Genomic DNA, 15,986 nt, shown 5'->3' with positions numbered 1-15,986 from the left:
GAGGCGCCCGGGAAGGGCCGGGGATGCGGTGAGGATCACATCAGCGGGGTGAGGAACCGGCGCAGCCGCTCCTCGTACTGCTTGGGGTCGGCGTTCCACATCGCACCGTGCGGCGCGTCCGGCACGGTGTGCAGGGCCACGCGGTCGGGGCGCCGGGCGGCGAGCCGGCGGGAGTAGGTCCAGGGGGCCACCGTGTCGTCCGGGCCGTGGACGATCAGGGTGGGCACGGTGAGCTGCGCCGGGTCGACGGGGTCGCCCACGTGATCGGCGTGCAGGCCGGCCCGGCCCTGGGCGGCGCGCACCGCGAGCGGCAGCAGGGGTTCTGGGGTGTGCCGGGCCTGGGCGAGGGCGCGCAGGGTGGCCTCCCAGTTGAGTACCGGGGAGTCCAGGACCAGCCCGGAGACACGGTCGCGCAGCGCCGAGTGGATGGCGGCGCGCAGCGCCATGGTGGCGCCGGTGGACCAGCCGTACAGGACGACGCGGCGGGCGCCGTAGCGGACGGCGTAGCGGATCGCCGCGTCCAGGTCGCGCCACTCGCTCTCGCCGAGGTGGTTCAGGCCGTCCGGAGCGCGCGGGGCGCCGAGGTCGCCGCGGTAGGCGAGGGCGAGCACGGGCAGTCGGCGGGCGTGCAGGAACTCCATGACGTTCATGGCGAGCTCGCGGGTGGTGCCGAGGCCGTGCACCGCGATCACCCAGGTGTCCCGGTAGCCGGGCACGAACCAGGCGGGCAGCGGGCCCAGTTCACCGGGTATGTCGATGTCCGCGCACTCCAGGCCGAGCGCCGCGCCCGGGTCGCCGATGTGGACGTTGGGGGTGAGCCAGACCTGGTCGCCGGTCTCGAGGGTGCCGTGGGTCACGCGTTCCAGCCGCCGTACGACGGTGTCGGCGGTGTTCGCGGCGGACTCCAGGACGGCGCCGACGACCGCGTGCGAGCCGTCGCCGGCCAGGCCGTAGACGCCGGGGCGCAGTGAGGCCAGGTCCCGGGTGAGGGTGATGCGGCCGGCCGCGGTGCCGTGCACGGTGAGCCGGGGTTCGGTGGGCAGGGGCCGGCCCGGCGGCGCCTTGAGCGCGGCGCCACTGGCGAACCGTCCGGCGGCCACACTGGCCGCGCCGGCGGCGAGTACGGCACCGACGGCGGCGGCCGTGACTTTGACTGGGCGCACCTGTCCAGTGTCGGGGCGGAGCGGGGCGGTGGCCAGTGGAGGTAACCCGGGGCGCACCGGGCAGGAGGGCACGCCCCCGGACTCACCCCTTCTTCTGTCCGTATCCCAGCAGCTTCTCCCGAGCCTCCGCCAGCTGTTCCGGTGACAGCAGGGTCGGGGTCAGGACGGGCACCGAGGACGCCGTCAGCCACAGGCGGCACATCCACTCCAGCTGGGCGGTGCGGTCATAGGCCTGGGTCAGGGTCGTGCCGTAGGTGATCGTGCCGTGGTTCTGGAGGAGGCAGCCGGAGCGGTCGGTCAGGGCGCGGAGCATGTTCTCGGCCAACTCGTCGGTGCCATACGTCGCATAAGGGGCAACCCGGACGGCGCCGCCGAGGGCCGCGGACATGTAGTGGATCGCCGGAAGCTCGGGGACGAGGGTCGAGACGGCCGTCGCGTGGACGGCGTGGGTGTGGACGACGGCCTCGGCGTCGGTACTGCCGTAGACGGCGAGATGCATGGGCAGTTCGCTGGTCGGCACCAGGGCGCCGAGCACCTGGTGGCCGGCGAGGTCCACGCCCGTCACGTCGTCCGCGCCGAGCCGGTCGTACGGCACGCCCGACGGCGTGACCAGCACGGTGTCGCCGACGCGGACCGAGACATTGCCGGAGGTGCCGACGACCAGTCCGTCGGTCACCGTGCGGCGGGCCGTGGCGACGAGTTCCCGCCAGGCGTCGGCCTCCTCCGCGCGCACATCCCGCCTTCGCGGCTCCGGCACACCCTGTTCGCCGCCCCGGCCGGCCCGTCCGCCACGCTCGTCCCGCCACTGCTCACCCATGGCCCGATCCTGTCAGCCGACGCTCCAACCGGTCCGCACGGGAGGGCACTTTAGGCCGGACATCTCGAGATCAGTAGAGAGCAAATCGCCACAAAACGCTCCGTCTCCACCCTTGGCTGAAGATCGCCGATCATACGCCGATCTTCCAATACTCTCTGGACGATTTTTCGCACACGCCGCCATTCCGGGGGGAAACATGGCCCGTGACCGCATTCCGTCCCGCCACCACCGTCGGCGCCATCGCCATCGCGTCCGCGTCCGCACCCTCGCCGCGTCCGTGGCGGCGCTCACCCTCGCGTCCGCGGGGACCGCGATCGCGTTCGCCGGGACACCGGCGCCCGCCGGGAGCCTGCCGAGGGGGCACGACGTCTCCTCGCACCAGAAGGACGTCGACTGGCCGAGCGTCAAGGCGAAGGGCGCCAAGTTCGTCTACATCAAGGCGACCGAGTCCACCACCTACCAGAGCCCGTACTTCGACCAGCAGTACGCCGGCGCACGCGACGCCGGGATCATGCGGGGCGCGTACCACTTCGCCCTGCCGGACAAGTCGTCGGGCGCCGAGCAGGCCGCGTACTTCGTGAGCCACGGCGGCACCTGGACCGCGGACGGCTGGACGCTGCCGCCCGCGCTCGACGTCGAGTACGACCCGTACGACAAGAAGCACAAGTGCTACGGCATGAGCAGCGCCAGGATGGTCGACTGGATCAGGTCCTTCAGCGACGAACTGCACCGGGAGACCGGCCGGCGGCCGGTGATCTACACGACCACCCACTGGTGGAACCTGTGCACCGGCGGCAGCAGCGCCTTCGCCGCCGACCATGCGCTGTGGATCGCTAGGCACGGCTCGGCGGACGCCGGGGCGCTGCCGGCCGGATGGTCGTCCTGGACCTTCTGGCAGTACGACAACAGCGGCAGCCTGCCGGGTGACCAGAATCTCTTCAACGGGTCGGCGAGCCGGCTGAGGTCGTTCGCCAAGGGCCACTAGCCAAGCGGCGACCGGGCCGTCGGACCGTAAGCGGAATGACGGCCCTCCGCCATAGACACCCCCAAGTCCACCCCAGTTCATCTTCCGTTCACCCAGGTTGCCTACGGTCCAACAACCAATGACTTCGAACGATTGCCTGGGTAAATGGAAAACTTCTCGCTGATCCTCGCGATTGTGGTTGTCACCGCACTCGCGTTTGATTTCACGAACGGTTTCCACGACACCGCCAACGCGATGGCCACGACCATCTCGACCGGTGCGCTCAAGCCCAAGATCGCGGTGGCCATGTCCGCCGCGCTCAACCTGGTGGGCGCCTTCCTCTCCGTGGAGGTCGCCAACACGATCTCCAAGGGCCTCGTCGACGAGAACGGCATTCGTCCCGAGGTCATCTTCGCCGCCCTGGTCGGCGCCATCCTCTGGAACCTGGTGACCTGGCTGGTGGGCCTGCCCTCCAGTTCGTCGCACGCCCTGATGGGCGGTCTGGTGGGCGCCACCGTCGCCTCCGCCGGGTTCGGCGCCGTCCACGGCGACGTGCTCGTCGCCAAGGTCCTGCTCCCGGCGGTCGCCGCCCCCGTCGTCGCGGGTCTCGCGGCGATGTTCTCCACCCGCCTCTCCTACGCGCTCTCGAAGAACGCCGACGACGAAGCCACCCGCAAGGGCTACCGCGCCGGCCAGATCGCCTCCGCCGGCCTGGTCTCGCTCGCGCACGGCACCAACGACGCGCAGAAGACGATGGGCATCATCACCCTCGCGCTGATCGCGGGCGGTTCCATCGCCCCCGGCTCGAACCCTCCCACCTGGGTCATCCTCTCCGCCGGTCTGGCCATCGCGCTCGGCACCTACATCGGCGGCTGGCGCATCATCCGCACCATGGGCAAGGGCCTGACCGACCTTCAGCCGCAGCAGGGCTTCGCCGCCCAGACCAGCGCGGCCACCGCCATCCTGGCCTCCTCCCACCTCGGCTTCTCCCTCTCCACCACGCACGTCGTCTCCGGTTCGGTGATGGGCGCGGGCCTGGGCCGCAAGGGCGGCACGGTCCGCTGGTCCACCGCGACCCGCATGCTCGTCGCCTGGGTGCTCACCCTCCCGGCGGCCGCACTGGTCGGCGCGCTCGCCGAGTCCGTGACGGACCTCGGCGACTGGGGCACGGCGGCCGTCGGCGTCTTCCTGGTGGCCGCCAGCGCGGCGATCTGGAAGCTCTCCCGCCGCGAGGTCGTGGACAGCGCCAACGTCAACGACACCGCGGCCGAGGAGCCGGCCGGCGTGGTCACCACGGCGATCGCCGCGGTCACGCCCCCGCCCGCGGGCCCGGTGACCGACGGCCTCACGGCCACCATCCCCTCCCCCGCCGCCGCTGCCGCGACCGACCCGGCCGCCACCGTCTGACCTCCGAGGAAGAACCAACATGAGCATCGACTGGGCAGCCATCGGCTCCGTCTTCGGCGTCAGCCTCGTGGCCACCGTGGGCCTGGTGGCCCTCTTCACCCTCGGCATCAAGGGCCTCTCCGCCCGCGCCCGCGCCACGGCCCAGGGCAACTCCGCGGCCCTGGCCGTGACAGCCGCCTACGTCTGCTTCGCGGCCTGCGCGGTGGCCGTGGCGTACGGCATCCACCTGATCGTGGCGAAGGCCTGACCGGGACCGTCGCCGCCGAGGCCCGAACGCGACCGACAAGGCTCCTCCCCGACCCGCTCGGGAAGGAGCCTTCGGCATGTCTCAGAAGCCCCGCAGGGCACCCGATGTGGGCCTTCGCACACTCTCCCCTCGCAGGTCAACGGCAAGTTGACGGGTCTTCCGGGGGCATGGTGGACTGCCGGAGCCATGTACGGCGGCAAGAGAGGAAGCCGGTGTGAATCCGGCGCGGTCCCGCCACTGTCACCGGGGTAGGTAGCCCCGGGAGCCAGGAACTCTCACCGCCGGTCTCGTCGAACCAGGGCGCGGACACCCTGAGTGAGGACATAACGCCATGTGCGGCTGCCGATCGAGGTTCAGTACCCGGCCCGTCCCCGACCCCACGGCCGGCTGAGCCGATGGGTGCCGATCGCGTCTTCGCGTACGGCGCCGCCGCCGGCCTTCTCGGTGATCTGCTGCTCGGCGATCCGCGCCGGGGGCATCCGGTCGCCGTGTTCGGACGGGCGGCCGGGGCCGTGGAACGGGTGCTGTGGCGGGACGATCGCGGGTGGGGCGCGCTGCACACCGCCGTGTGCGCCGGCGGCGCCGTGGCTCTGGGGGCCGTGGCCCAGCGGGTCGTACGACCGTCGACCACCGCTTCCGTCGCGCTGGCCGCCGCCGCCACATGGGTGGTTGTCGGCGGGACGTCGCTCGCACGCGAGGCGCGGACCATCGGGCGTGCCCTGGAGGCCGGCGACGTCGAGGCCGCCCGTGCCCGGCTGCCGCATCTGTGCGGACGGGATCCGCAGGCCCTGGACGCCGACGGGATCGCCCGTGCCGTCGTGGAGTCCGTCGCCGAGAACACCAGTGACGCGGTCGTGGGCGCGCTGGTGTGGGGAGCCGTGGCCGGTGTGCCGGGGCTGGTGGGGTTCCGGGCCGTCAACACCCTGGACGCCATGGTCGGGCACAAGTCGGCCCGGTACCGGCGGTTCGGATGGGCTTCCGCGCGGCTGGACGACATGGCGGGGTGGCCGGGAGCACGGCTGACGGCGGTGCTGGCGACGGCCGCCGGTGGGGATGCCCGTGGAGCCGTACGGGCCTGGCGGGCCGACGCGGCCAAGCATCCGAGTCCCAACGCGGGGCCCGTGGAGGCTTCGTTCGCGGGGGCGTTGGGGGTGCGGCTCGGGGGGACGTTGTCGTATGCGGGACGGGTCGAGCACCGGCCCGTGCTGAACACGCAGGGGCGGGCCGTGGAGGTCGCGGACATCCGGCGGGCGGTACGGCTCTCCCGTCGTGTCGGTCTGCTCGCGCTCGGCGTGACCGTCGCCGCGCGCCTCGCCGCGACGGGACGGAAGGGACGTACGTCATGAACGGTGGTCTTCTCGTCGCCGGCACCACCTCGGACGCCGGCAAGAGTGTCGTCACCGCCGGTATCTGCCGGTGGCTGGTGCGACAGGGCGTCAAGGTCGCACCCTTCAAGGCGCAGAACATGTCCCTCAACTCCTTCGTGACGCGTGAGGGCGCCGAGATCGGGCGGGCACAGGCCATGCAGGCGCAGGCCTGCCGGGTCGAGCCGACCGCGCTGATGAACCCCGTGCTGCTCAAGCCCGGTGGCGAGCAGAGCAGTCAGGTCGTGCTGCTGGGCAAGCCGGTCGGTGAGCTGAGCGCGCGCGGGTACCACGGCGGGCGGCAGCAGAAGCTGCTCGGGACCGTGCTCGACTGTCTCGCCGAGTTGCGGGGCACGTATGACGCGGTGATCTGTGAGGGGGCGGGCAGTCCGGCCGAGATCAATCTGCGCCGGACCGACATCGTGAACATGGGGATCGCGCGCAACGCGCGGCTCCCCGTGCTGGTGGTGGGCGACATCGACCGCGGGGGCGTGTTCGCGTCGTTCTTCGGGACCGTCGCACTGCTCTCGCCAAAGGACCAGGAACTCGTCGCAGGGTTCCTCGTCAACAAGTTCCGGGGGGACGTCTCCCTGCTGGAGCCCGGCCTCGACATGCTGCACGGGCTGACAGGACGACAGACGTACGGCGTGCTCCCCTTCCGGCACGGCCTCGGCATCGACGAGGAGGACGGACTCCGGGTCTCCCTGCGCGGGACCGTACGTGAGTCGAACACCGCCCCGCCCGTCGGCGAGGACGTGCTGCGGGTCGCCGTGTGCGCCATCCCGCTGATGTCCAACTTCACGGACGTGGACGCGCTGGCCGCCGAACCCGGTGTCGTGGTGCGGTTCGTGGACCGGCCGGAGGAGCTGGCCGACGCCGATCTCGTGGTGATCCCGGGGACCCGGGGGACGGTCCGGGCCCTGGAGTGGCTGCGGGAGCGCGGCCTCGCGGACGCGCTGCGGCGCAGGGCCGCCGAGCAGCGGCCGGTCCTCGGCATCTGCGGTGGCTTCCAGATCCTCGGCGAGCACATCGAGGACGAGGTCGAGAGCCGGCGGGGGCGGGTGGAGGGGCTCGGGGTGCTTCCCCTAAGGGTGCGATTCGCCCCCGAGAAGATCCTTGCCCGGCCGGAGGGGGAGGCACTCGGGGAACGGGTCGCGGGGTACGAGATTCATCATGGCGTCGCCGAAGTGACCGGAGGCGAAGCCTTCTTGGACGGGTGCCGGGTCGGGCAGACCTGGGGCACCCACTGGCACGGCTCCCTGGAGTCGGACGGTTTCCGGCGGGCCTTTCTGCGCGAGGTGGCGGCCGCCGCGGGCCGCCGGTTCGTGCCGGCCCCCGACACCTCGTTCGCCGCGCTGCGCGAGGAGCAGCTCGACCGGCTCGGCGACCTGATCGAACAGCACGCGGACACGGACGCGCTCTGGCGGCTCATCGAGTCGGGCGCGCCACAAGGACTGCCTTTCATTCCACCGGGAGCGCCCGCATGAGCACAGTGTTGTTGTTGTCGACCGCCGACACCGATCTGCTGGCGGCCCGGGCCGCCTCCGGTGCCGACTACCGGATCGGCAATCCCACGCGCGTCGACGTCACGGAGGAGCTGCCCGCGCTCGTCGAGGGCGCGGACATCGCCGTCGTACGGCTGCTCGGCGGCAAGCGCGCCTGGGAGGACGGGCTCGCCGTGCTGAAGGCCGCCGGGATCCCGACCGTGCTGCTGGGCGGCGAGGCGGTGCCGGACGCCGAGTTGATGGCGGAGTCGTCGGTGCCGGCCGGTGTGGTGGCCGAGGCCCTCAGGTACCTCGTCGAGGGCGGGCCCGCCAACCTGCTGGAGCTGTCCCGGTTCCTGTCCGACACCGTGCTGCTGACCGGTGAGGGGTTCGACGAGCCGCAGAAGATGCCGGAGTACGGCGTCCACGGCGAGCGTCCCCTGGTCGCAGGCCGCCCGACCGTCGGCGTGCTCTTCTACCGGGCCCATGAACTCAGCGGCAACACCGCCTTCGTGGACACCCTGTGCGACGCGATCAAGGCGCACGGCGCCAACGCCCTCCCGGTGTACTGCGGTTCACTGCGCGGGGCGGACGCCGGGCTGTACGAGATCCTCGCGGGCGCCGACGCGCTGGTGGCCACCGTCCTGGCCGCGGGCGGCACCCACGCCTCCCAGGCATCGGCCGGCGGTGACGAGGAGGCCTGGGACATCGGCGCCCTCGCCGATCTCGACATCCCCGTCCTGCAAGGGCTCTGCCTCACCTCCTCGCACACCGCGTGGGACGAGTCCGACGCCGCACTTTCCCCCATGGACGCGGCGATGCAGGTCGCGATCCCGGAGTTCGACGGACGGCTGATCACGGTCCCCTTCTCCTTCAAGGAGCAGGGCCCGGACGACGTCCCGGTGTACGTCGCCGACCCGGAGCGGGCCGGACGCGTCGCCGGAATCGCCGTACGGCACGCCCGGCTCAGGCACAAGCCGAACGCGGAGAAGAAGGTCGCGCTGGTCTTCACCGCGTACCCGACCAAGCACTCCCGGGTCGGCAACGCGGTCGGCCTGGACACGCCCGCGTCGGCGGTGCGGGTACTGGACGCCCTCCGGGACGCCGGGTACGGCGTCACCGAATACCCCTCCGGCGGCGACGAGTTGATCCACCGCCTGATCGAGGCCGGCGGGCACGACGTCGAGTGGCTGACCGAGGAGCAGCTGGCCTCCGCGCCCGCCCGGGTGCCGCTCGCCGACTACCGGGCGTGGTTCGAAAAGCTCGACCCGGAACTGCGGGACGCGATGACGGAGGCGTGGGGCGAGCCGCCGGGCAACCTGTACGTGGACGGGGACGACATCGTGCTCGCCTCCCTCCAGTTCGGGAACGTCGTCGTCATGATCCAGCCGCCGCGCGGCTTCGGCGAGAACCCGATCGCGATCTACCACGACCCGGACATGCCGCCGTCGCACCACTACATGGCCGCCTACCGCTGGCTGGAGAACTCCTTCGGCGCGGACGCGATCGTGCACATGGGCAAGCACGGCACGATGGAGTGGCTGCCGGGCAAGGGGCTCGGGCTGAGCGCCGGCTGCGCGCCGGACGCGGTCCTCGGCGAGCTGCCGCTGATCTACCCGTTCATCGTCAACGACCCCGGTGAGGGCACCCAGGCCAAGCGGCGCGGGCACGCGACGGTCGTCGACCACCTGGTGCCGCCGATGGCCCGTGCCGACACCTACGGCGACCTGGCCAAGCTGGAGCAGCTGCTCGACGAGTACGCGCTCGTCTCCGACCTGGACCCGGCCAAGGCGCCGGCCGTACGGGCGCAGATCTGGACGCTGGTCAAGGCGGCCGAGCTCCACCACGACCTGCATGTGGACGAGCAGCCGGACGACGGCGACTTCGACGAGTTCGTCATGCACATCGACGGCTATCTGTGCGAGATCAAGGACGTGCAGATCCGCGACGGCCTGCACATTCTCGGCGGCGGGCCGGTCGGCGAGCCGCGCGTGAACCTCGTACTGGCCGTGCTGCGTGCCTCGCAGGTGTGGGGCGGGCAGGCGAACGCGCTGCCCGGGCTGCGCGCCGCCTTCGCCACGCATTTCGGTCTGGTCGAGAAGGAGTTGCTGGCCGAGCCGGGGGCGCCGGTGAAGGTGCCGGTCGAGCTGTCGGATCTCGTCGAGGGTCCGTCCCGTACGGCGGCCGACGCGATCGACCTGCTGGAGCAGCTGTGCCGCCGGGTCGCGGAGGGCATGGAGCAGCGGGAGTGGGCCGCCACCGAGAGCCGTGCGCTCGTGCGCGAGGTGGTCGGCAGCGAACTCCCGGACGCCGTCGCGGTGTTGGAGTTCGCCTGCAACGAGGTCGTACCGCGCCTCGCCCGGACCACGGACGAGATCGGGCACATCCTGAAGGCCCTCGACGGCGGTTACGTCCCGGCCGGTCCGTCGGGCTCCCCGACCCGTGGCCTGGTCAACGTCCTCCCGACCGGCCGGAACTTCTACTCGGTCGACCCCAAGGCCATTCCGTCCCGGCTCAGTTGGGAGGTCGGCCAGTCGCTCGCGGACTCGCTCGTGCAGCGCTACCTCCAGGACACCGGCGAGTACCCGAAGTCCGTCGGCCTGACGGTCTGGGGCACGTCCGCGATGCGCACCCAGGGCGACGACATCGCGGAGATCCTGGCGCTGCTGGGCTGCCGTCCGGTGTGGGACGAGGCCTCGCGCCGGGTGACCGGCTTCGAGGTGATCGGCCTGGAGGAACTGGGCCGGCCGCGCATCGACGTCACGGTCCGGATCTCGGGCTTCTTCCGGGACGCGTTCCCGCACGTGGTCGGGCTGATCGACGACGCGGTGCGCAAGGTCGCCGAACTGGACGAGCCCGCCGAGCGGAACTACGTGAAGGCCCACGCCGACGAGGACACCGCCGAGCACGGCGACCGGCGGCGCGCGACCGCCCGGGTCTTCGGCTCCAAGCCGGGGGCCTACGGCGCCGGTCTGCTGCCGCTGATCGACGCGCGCAACTGGCGGTCCGACGCCGACCTCGCCGAGGTGTACGCGGTGTGGGGCGGTTACGCCTACGGACGCGGGCTCGACGGGCGGGCGGCGCGCGGGGACATGGAGACCGCGTTCAAGCGGATCGCCGTCGCCGCGAAGAACGTGGACACCCGCGAGCACGACCTCGTCGACGCCGACGACTACTTCCAGTACCACGGCGGCATGGTCGCCATGGTGCGCCATCTGACCGGCGCCAACCCCGAGGCGTACGTGGGTGATTCGGCCACGCCGGACCAGGTGAAGACCCGCACGCTCGGCGAGGAGACGCACCGGGTCTTCCGGGCGCGGGTCGTGAACCCCCGCTGGATGGCGGCCATGCGCCGGCACGGCTACAAGGGCGCCTTCGAGATGGCGGCGACCGTCGACTACCTCTTCGGCTACGACGCCACGGCGGGCGTGGTCGACGACTGGATGTACGAGAAGCTCAGCGCGGAGTACGTCTTCGACGCGGAGAACCGGGACTTCATGAAGAAGTCCAACCCGTGGGCGCTGCGCGGGATCACCGAACGGCTTCTGGAGGCCGCCGACCGGGGCCTGTGGGCCGAGCCGGACGCGGACACCCTGGAGCGGCTGCGCGCCACCTATCTGGAGCTGGAAGGCGACTTGGAGGGCGACGACCAGTGAGCACCCCCTTCCCCTTTACCGCCGTCGTCGGCCAGGACGACCTGCGGCTCGCGCTGCTGCTGAACGCCGTCTCCCCGGCGGTCGGCGGAGTGCTGGTGCGCGGCGAGAAGGGCACCGCCAAGTCCACGGCCGTACGCGCCCTCTCGGCGCTGCTGCCGGCCGTGGACGTGGTCGCCGGCTGCCGTTTCTCCTGCGACCCGGCCGCTCCGGACCCGTCCTGCCCGGACGGTCCGCACGAGCCCGGCGCCTTCGAGTCCCGCCCGTCCCGGATGGTCGAACTGCCGGTGGGCGCCTCCGAGGACCGGCTGGTCGGCGCGCTGGACATCGAACGGGCCCTGGCGGAGGGCGTGAAGGCCTTCGAGCCGGGCCTGCTGGCCGACGCCCACCGGGGCATCCTCTACGTCGACGAGGTCAACCTCCTCCACGACCACCTCGTCGACCTGCTGCTGGACGCGGCCGCGATGGGCGCGTCGTACGTGGAACGCGAGGGCGTGTCGGTGCGGCACGCCGCGAAGTTCCTGCTCGTCGGCACCATGAACCCCGAAGAGGGCGAACTGCGGCCGCAGTTGCTCGACCGGTTCGGCCTGACGGTGGAGGTGGCCGCCTCCCGCGAGCCCGACCTGCGGGTGGAGGTCGTACGGCGGCGGCTCGCGTACGACGACGATCCGGCCGGTTTCGCGGCGCGTTGGGCCGACGAGGAGGCCGCCGTACGGCAACGGATCGTGGCGGCAAGGGAGTTGCTGCCGTCGGTACGGCTGGGCGACGGGGCGCTGCGGCAGATCGCGGCGACCTGTGCGGCCTTCGAGGTCGACGGGATGCGCGCCGACATCGTGATGGCGCGGACGGCGACGGCGCTGGCCGCGTGGGCCGGGCGGACGGATGTGCTGGCGGAGGACGTACGGCAGGCCGCGCTGCTCGCGCTTCCGCACCGCAGGCGCCGCAACCCCTTCGACGCGCCGGGACTCGACGAGGACAAGCTGGACCAGACTCTGGAGGAGTTCTCCGGGGAGGACGAGGACGACACGGATCCCGACCCCGGCGGGCCGGGCGGTGGAGGCGGGCAGCCGACGCCGGACGACGGTCCGCGGGGCGGGGACACCGGCGCGCGGCCCGAGGAGGGCGAGGGCGGCGAGCCGCAGGCCTCCGGGGCGGGCGAGCAGTCCGCCGTACGGGCCGCCGAGCCGTTCCGGACCAAGGTGCTGAGCGTGCCCGGGATCGGTGAGGGGGCCGCCGGGCGGCGGTCCCGGGCCCGGACCGAGCACGGACGGACCACGGGTGCGCGCCGGCCGCGCGGTGCCCTGACCAAGCTGCACCTGGCGGCGACCGTGCAGGCCGCCGCCCCGCACCAGCGGGCCCGCGGCCGGTCCGGTCCCGGGCTCGTGATCCGGCGGGACGATCTGCGGCAGGCGGCCCGGGAGGGCCGCGAGGGCAACCTCGTGCTGTTCGTGGTCGACGCGTCCGGGTCGATGGCGGCCCGGCAGCGGATGAGCGCCGTGAAGGGGGCCGTGCTGTCGCTGCTGCTCGACGCGTACCAGCGGCGGGACAAGGTGGGGCTGGTGACGTTCCGGGGCTCGGCCGCCGACGTCGCGTTGCCGCCGACCTCGTCCGTGGACGCGGCGGCGGCCCGGCTGGAGTCGCTGCCCACCGGCGGGCGTACCCCGCTCGCCGCCGGGCTGCTGAAGGCGCACGACGTGCTGCGGGTGGAGCGGCTGCGGGATCCCGCACGGCGGGCGCTGGTCGTGGTCGTGACGGACGGGCGGGCCACCGGCGGTCCTGAGCCCGTGGCGCTCGCCGGGCGGGCGGCCCGGCTGTTCGCGGCCGAGGGGGTCGCCTCGGTGGTCGTGGACTGCGAGTCGGGGCCGGTACGGCTGGGGCTCGCCGGGCAGCTCGCGGGCGAACTGGGCGGGACCGCGGTGACGCTGGACGAGTTGCGGGCGGACTCGATCGCCGGACTGGTGAAGGACGTACAGAGGAGGGCCGCGTAATGCCGCAGGGACAGCCGAGTGTGGTGCCCGACGACGGTCTGACGACCCGGCAGCGGCGCAACCGGCCGCTCGTCGTGGTGCACACGGGGATCGGGAAGGGGAAGTCGACCGCCGCCTTCGGGCTCGCGCTGCGGGCCTGGAACCAGGGGTGGCCGATCGGGGTGTTCCAGTTCGTCAAGTCGGCGAAGTGGAAGGTCGGCGAGGAGAACGCGCTGCGGGTGCTGGGCGCCTCCGGCGAGGGCGGGACCGTCGACTGGCACAAGATGGGCGAGGGCTGGTCCTGGGTCCAGCGCGACGCGCAGATGGACAACGAGGAGAAGGCCCGAGAGGGCTGGGAGCAGGTCAAGCGGGACCTCGCCGCCGAGACGTACCAGCTGTACGTGCTCGACGAGTTCGCGTACCCGATGCACTGGGGGTGGGTGGACACCGATGAGGTCGTGGAGGTGCTGCGCAACCGGCCGGGGACGCAGCATGTCGTGATCACCGGGCGGAACGCGCCCGACAAGCTCGTCGGCCTCGCCGACCTCGTCACCGACATGTCCAAGGTCAAGCACCCGATGGACGTGGGGCAGAAGGGGCAGAGGGGCATCGAGTGGTGAGGTCGTGGTGAGTTCCCTTTCCGTCCCACGGCTGGTCGTCGCCGCGCCGTCGTCCGGCAGCGGCAAGACCACCGTCGCCACGGGGTTGATGGCCGCGTTCGCCGCGCGGGGGCTCGCCGTGTCTCCGCACAAGGTCGGGCCGGACTACATCGACCCCGGGTACCACTCGCTCGCCACCGGGCGCGTGGGGCGGAACCTCGACGCGTACCTGTGCGGGCCGGAGTTGATCGGCCCGCTGTTCGCGCACGGTGCGCACGGCTGCGATCTGGCCGTCGTCGAGGGTGTGATGGGGCTGTACGACGGGGCCGCGGGCGAAGGCGAGTTGGCCTCCACGGCTCATGTGGCGAAGCTGCTGCGCGCGCCGGTGGTGCTGGTCGTGGACGCATCGTCGCAGTCGCGGTCGGTGGCGGCGTTGGTACACGGGTTCGCGTCGTGGGATCCGGAGGCGCGGGTCGGGGGCGTGATCCTGAACAAGGTGGCGTCGGACCGGCACGAGGAGTTGCTGCGGGAGGCGCTGGAGTCCGCCGGGGTGCCGGTGTTCGGGGTGCTGCGGCGGGTGGCCCAGGTGGATACGCCGTCGCGGCATCTGGGGTTGGTGCCGGTGGCGGAGCGGCGGGGGGATGCGGTCGAGGCGGTGGCGGCGATGGCTGCGCAGGTGGAGCGGGGGTGTGATCTGGAGGGGCTGCTGGGGCTGGCGCGGGGGGCGGGAGCGTTGTCGGGGGCGGCCTGGGATGCGGCTGAGGCCTTGGTTTCCTCGCCCCCGCCGCCCCTACCCGTCCCATCCTCCAGGGGCGCTGCTGCCCCTTCGACCCCGCCTTCGGGGGCTGCCGCCCCCGGACCCCCGCTTCGGCCTGAACGGCCTCGTCCTCAAACTCCCCCAGAGGGGGGACCCCCAGACGGGCTGGAGGGGGTGCGGACCGGCCGTCATCCTCGAACGCCGGACGGGCTGAACGGGGTGCGGAGCGGGCCTGTGATCGCGGTGGCGGGTGGGGCGGCTTTCACCTTCTCCTATGCCGAGCAGGCCGAGTTGCTTGTCGCTGCCGGGGCCGAAGTCGCCGTGTTCGATCCGGTTCGGGATGAGCGACTCCCCGAAGGGACGCGCGGGTTGGTCATCGGGGGCGGGTTCCCTGAGGTGTACGGCGGTGAGCTGTCGGCCAACGAGGCGCTCCGGAAGGACATCGCCGCACTCGCCGAGCGCGGCGCTCCCGTCGCCGCCGAGTGTGCCGGGCTGCTCTATCTGTGCCGTGAACTGGACGGGCTGCCCATGTGCGGTGTGCTCGACGCGAGTGCGCGGATGTCGGAGCGGCTGACTCTCGGGTACCGGGACGCCGTCGCCGTCGGGGACAGTGTGCTGGCGGTCGCCGGGACGCGCATGCGGGGGCACGAGTTCCATCGGACCGTGGTGGAGCCGGGGGCGGGGGCGGCACCCGCGTGGGGTGTGCGTACACCTCGGCCGCATGTCGAAGGTTTTGTACAGCAGGGTGTGCACGCGAGTTATCTGCACACGCACTGGGCGTCCGAGCCCGGTGTGGCCCGAAGGTTCGTGGAGAGGTGCCGGACGTCATGAGCAGCAACAGGTTGGTCGGAGTCGGCGTGGGGCCCGGTGACCCGGAGCTGGTGACCGTCAAGGGGGTCAATGCGCTGCGCGCGGCCGATGTCGTCGTGGTGCCGGTGATGGACACGGGCGAGCGCGGGCGTGCCGAGGCGACCGTGCTGCACTACGTCGGCCGGGAGAAGGTCGTACGGGTCGTGTTCGCGCTCAACGAGCGCAGTGACCGGGGGCGGCGGGAGGCCGCCTGGGACGCGGCAGGTGCCAAGGTCGCCGAGTTGCTGCGGGCTCATGGGTCGGTCGCCTTCGCGACGATCGGGGACCCGAACGTCTACTCGACCTTCACCTACCTCGCACAGACCATCGCCGAGCTGGTGCCGGACCTGGTCGTCGAGACCGTGCCCGGTATCACCGCCATGCAGGATCTCGCCGCCCGCTCCGGTGCCGTACTGACCGAGGGCACCGAGCCGCTGACCCTCGTCCCGGTGACGGCGGGTGCCGCGGTGCTCAAGGACGCGCTGAGCGGGCCGGGGACGGTCGTGGCGTACAAGTTCGGGCGGCAGGCCGGTGCGGTCGTGGAGGCGCTGCGGGAGACCGGACGGATCGAGGAGGCCGTGTGGGGGTCGGCGCTGGGACTGGACGAGGAGTCCATCCGGCCCGCCGGCGAGCTCGACGGCTCCCCGCTGCCGTACCTGTCCACGCTCATCGCGCCGCCGCGCCGGGACGGCGGCAGAGGCGGGAAGTTGTGAGC

The 15,986-nt window shown here is 72.3% G+C and carries 12 protein-coding genes and 1 riboswitch; of the genes, 10 read left to right on the top strand and 2 right to left on the bottom strand.

Features of this window, described 5'->3' with window-relative positions:
• Nucleotides 1-35: 35 nt before the first annotated feature.
• Nucleotides 36-1,163, bottom strand: a complete 1,128-nt coding sequence (locus EDD90_RS40985) for an alpha/beta hydrolase (RefSeq protein ID WP_123978150.1) — start codon at nt 1,161-1,163, stop codon at nt 36-38.
• Between the two features lie 82 nt (nt 1,164-1,245).
• On the bottom strand, nt 1,246-1,980 hold the full coding sequence (locus EDD90_RS40980) for a class II aldolase/adducin family protein (RefSeq protein ID WP_123978149.1): 735 nt from the start codon (nt 1,978-1,980) through the stop codon (nt 1,246-1,248).
• 196 nt (nt 1,981-2,176) lie between these two features.
• Here EDD90_RS40980 and EDD90_RS40975 point away from each other — a divergent pair, with 196 nt between their 5' ends.
• From EDD90_RS40975 to cobI, 10 genes are all read left to right on the top strand, one after another.
• A complete protein-coding gene (locus tag EDD90_RS40975) occupies nt 2,177-2,965 on the top strand; it encodes a lysozyme (RefSeq protein WP_123978148.1) in 789 nt (262 codons plus the stop codon).
• A gap of 144 nt (nt 2,966-3,109) precedes the next feature.
• Entirely contained in the window at nt 3,110-4,351 is a 1,242-nt protein-coding gene (locus tag EDD90_RS40965) for an inorganic phosphate transporter (protein ID WP_123978147.1), read from the top strand.
• Between the two features lie 19 nt (nt 4,352-4,370).
• Nucleotides 4,371-4,598: a hypothetical protein gene (locus EDD90_RS40960; protein WP_123978146.1), complete on the top strand. Its 228-nt coding sequence runs from the start codon at nt 4,371-4,373 to the stop codon at nt 4,596-4,598.
• Between the two features lie 153 nt (nt 4,599-4,751).
• A riboswitch (cobalamin riboswitch) is annotated at nt 4,752-4,894 on the top strand.
• 99 nt (nt 4,895-4,993) lie between these two features.
• Complete coding sequence (locus EDD90_RS40955; RefSeq protein WP_123978145.1) at nt 4,994-5,944, top strand: cobalamin biosynthesis protein; 951 nt, start codon at nt 4,994-4,996, stop codon at nt 5,942-5,944.
• A complete protein-coding gene (locus EDD90_RS40950) occupies nt 5,941-7,449 on the top strand; it encodes a cobyric acid synthase (protein WP_123978144.1) in 1,509 nt (502 codons plus the stop codon). The genes EDD90_RS40955 and EDD90_RS40950 overlap by 4 nt, the downstream gene beginning before the upstream one ends.
• Nucleotides 7,446-11,102: a cobaltochelatase subunit CobN gene (gene cobN / locus EDD90_RS40945; protein ID WP_123978143.1), complete on the top strand. Its 3,657-nt coding sequence runs from the start codon at nt 7,446-7,448 to the stop codon at nt 11,100-11,102. The genes EDD90_RS40950 and cobN overlap by 4 nt, the downstream gene beginning before the upstream one ends.
• The gene (locus EDD90_RS40940) at nt 11,099-13,087 is read left to right on the top strand and encodes a putative cobaltochelatase (protein WP_123978142.1); all 1,989 of its coding nucleotides are present in this window, start codon (nt 11,099-11,101) and stop codon (nt 13,085-13,087) included. The genes cobN and EDD90_RS40940 overlap by 4 nt, the downstream gene beginning before the upstream one ends.
• Entirely contained in the window at nt 13,087-13,686 is a 600-nt protein-coding gene (gene cobO, locus EDD90_RS40935; RefSeq protein ID WP_123978141.1) for a cob(I)yrinic acid a,c-diamide adenosyltransferase, read from the top strand. The genes EDD90_RS40940 and cobO overlap by 1 nt, the downstream gene beginning before the upstream one ends.
• Nucleotides 13,687-13,690: 4 nt before the next feature.
• A complete protein-coding gene (locus EDD90_RS40930) occupies nt 13,691-15,253 on the top strand; it encodes a cobyrinate a,c-diamide synthase (protein ID WP_123978140.1) in 1,563 nt (520 codons plus the stop codon).
• Complete coding sequence (gene cobI / locus EDD90_RS40925; RefSeq protein ID WP_123978139.1) at nt 15,238-15,984, top strand: precorrin-2 C(20)-methyltransferase; 747 nt, start codon at nt 15,238-15,240, stop codon at nt 15,982-15,984. The genes EDD90_RS40930 and cobI overlap by 16 nt, the downstream gene beginning before the upstream one ends.
• Nucleotides 15,985-15,986: the final 2 nt, after the last annotated feature.

It is taken from the genome of Streptomyces sp. Ag109_O5-1, assembly GCF_003814875.1.
In the GTDB taxonomy this organism is placed as follows: domain Bacteria; phylum Actinomycetota; class Actinomycetes; order Streptomycetales; family Streptomycetaceae; genus Streptomyces; species Streptomyces sasae.
This window is presented reverse-complemented; position numbering and strand designations above follow the sequence as displayed.

Bases quoted from the DNA above. Each gene is read 5' to 3' on its own strand.
- EDD90_RS40980 (WP_123978149.1), bottom strand. From the start codon at position 1,980: ATGGGTGAGCAGTGGCGGGACGAGCGTGGCGGACGGGCCGGCCGGGGC.
- EDD90_RS40975 (WP_123978148.1), top strand. From the start codon at position 2,177: ATGGCCCGTGACCGCATTCCGTCCCGCCACCACCGTCGGCGCCATCGC.
- EDD90_RS40965 (WP_123978147.1), top strand. From the start codon at position 3,110: ATGGAAAACTTCTCGCTGATCCTCGCGATTGTGGTTGTCACCGCACTC.
- EDD90_RS40960 (WP_123978146.1), top strand. From the start codon at position 4,371: ATGAGCATCGACTGGGCAGCCATCGGCTCCGTCTTCGGCGTCAGCCTC.
- EDD90_RS40955 (WP_123978145.1), top strand. From the start codon at position 4,994: ATGGGTGCCGATCGCGTCTTCGCGTACGGCGCCGCCGCCGGCCTTCTC.
- EDD90_RS40950 (WP_123978144.1), top strand. From the start codon at position 5,941: ATGAACGGTGGTCTTCTCGTCGCCGGCACCACCTCGGACGCCGGCAAG.
- cobN (WP_123978143.1), top strand. From the start codon at position 7,446: ATGAGCACAGTGTTGTTGTTGTCGACCGCCGACACCGATCTGCTGGCG.
- cobO (WP_123978141.1), top strand. From the start codon at position 13,087: ATGCCGCAGGGACAGCCGAGTGTGGTGCCCGACGACGGTCTGACGACC.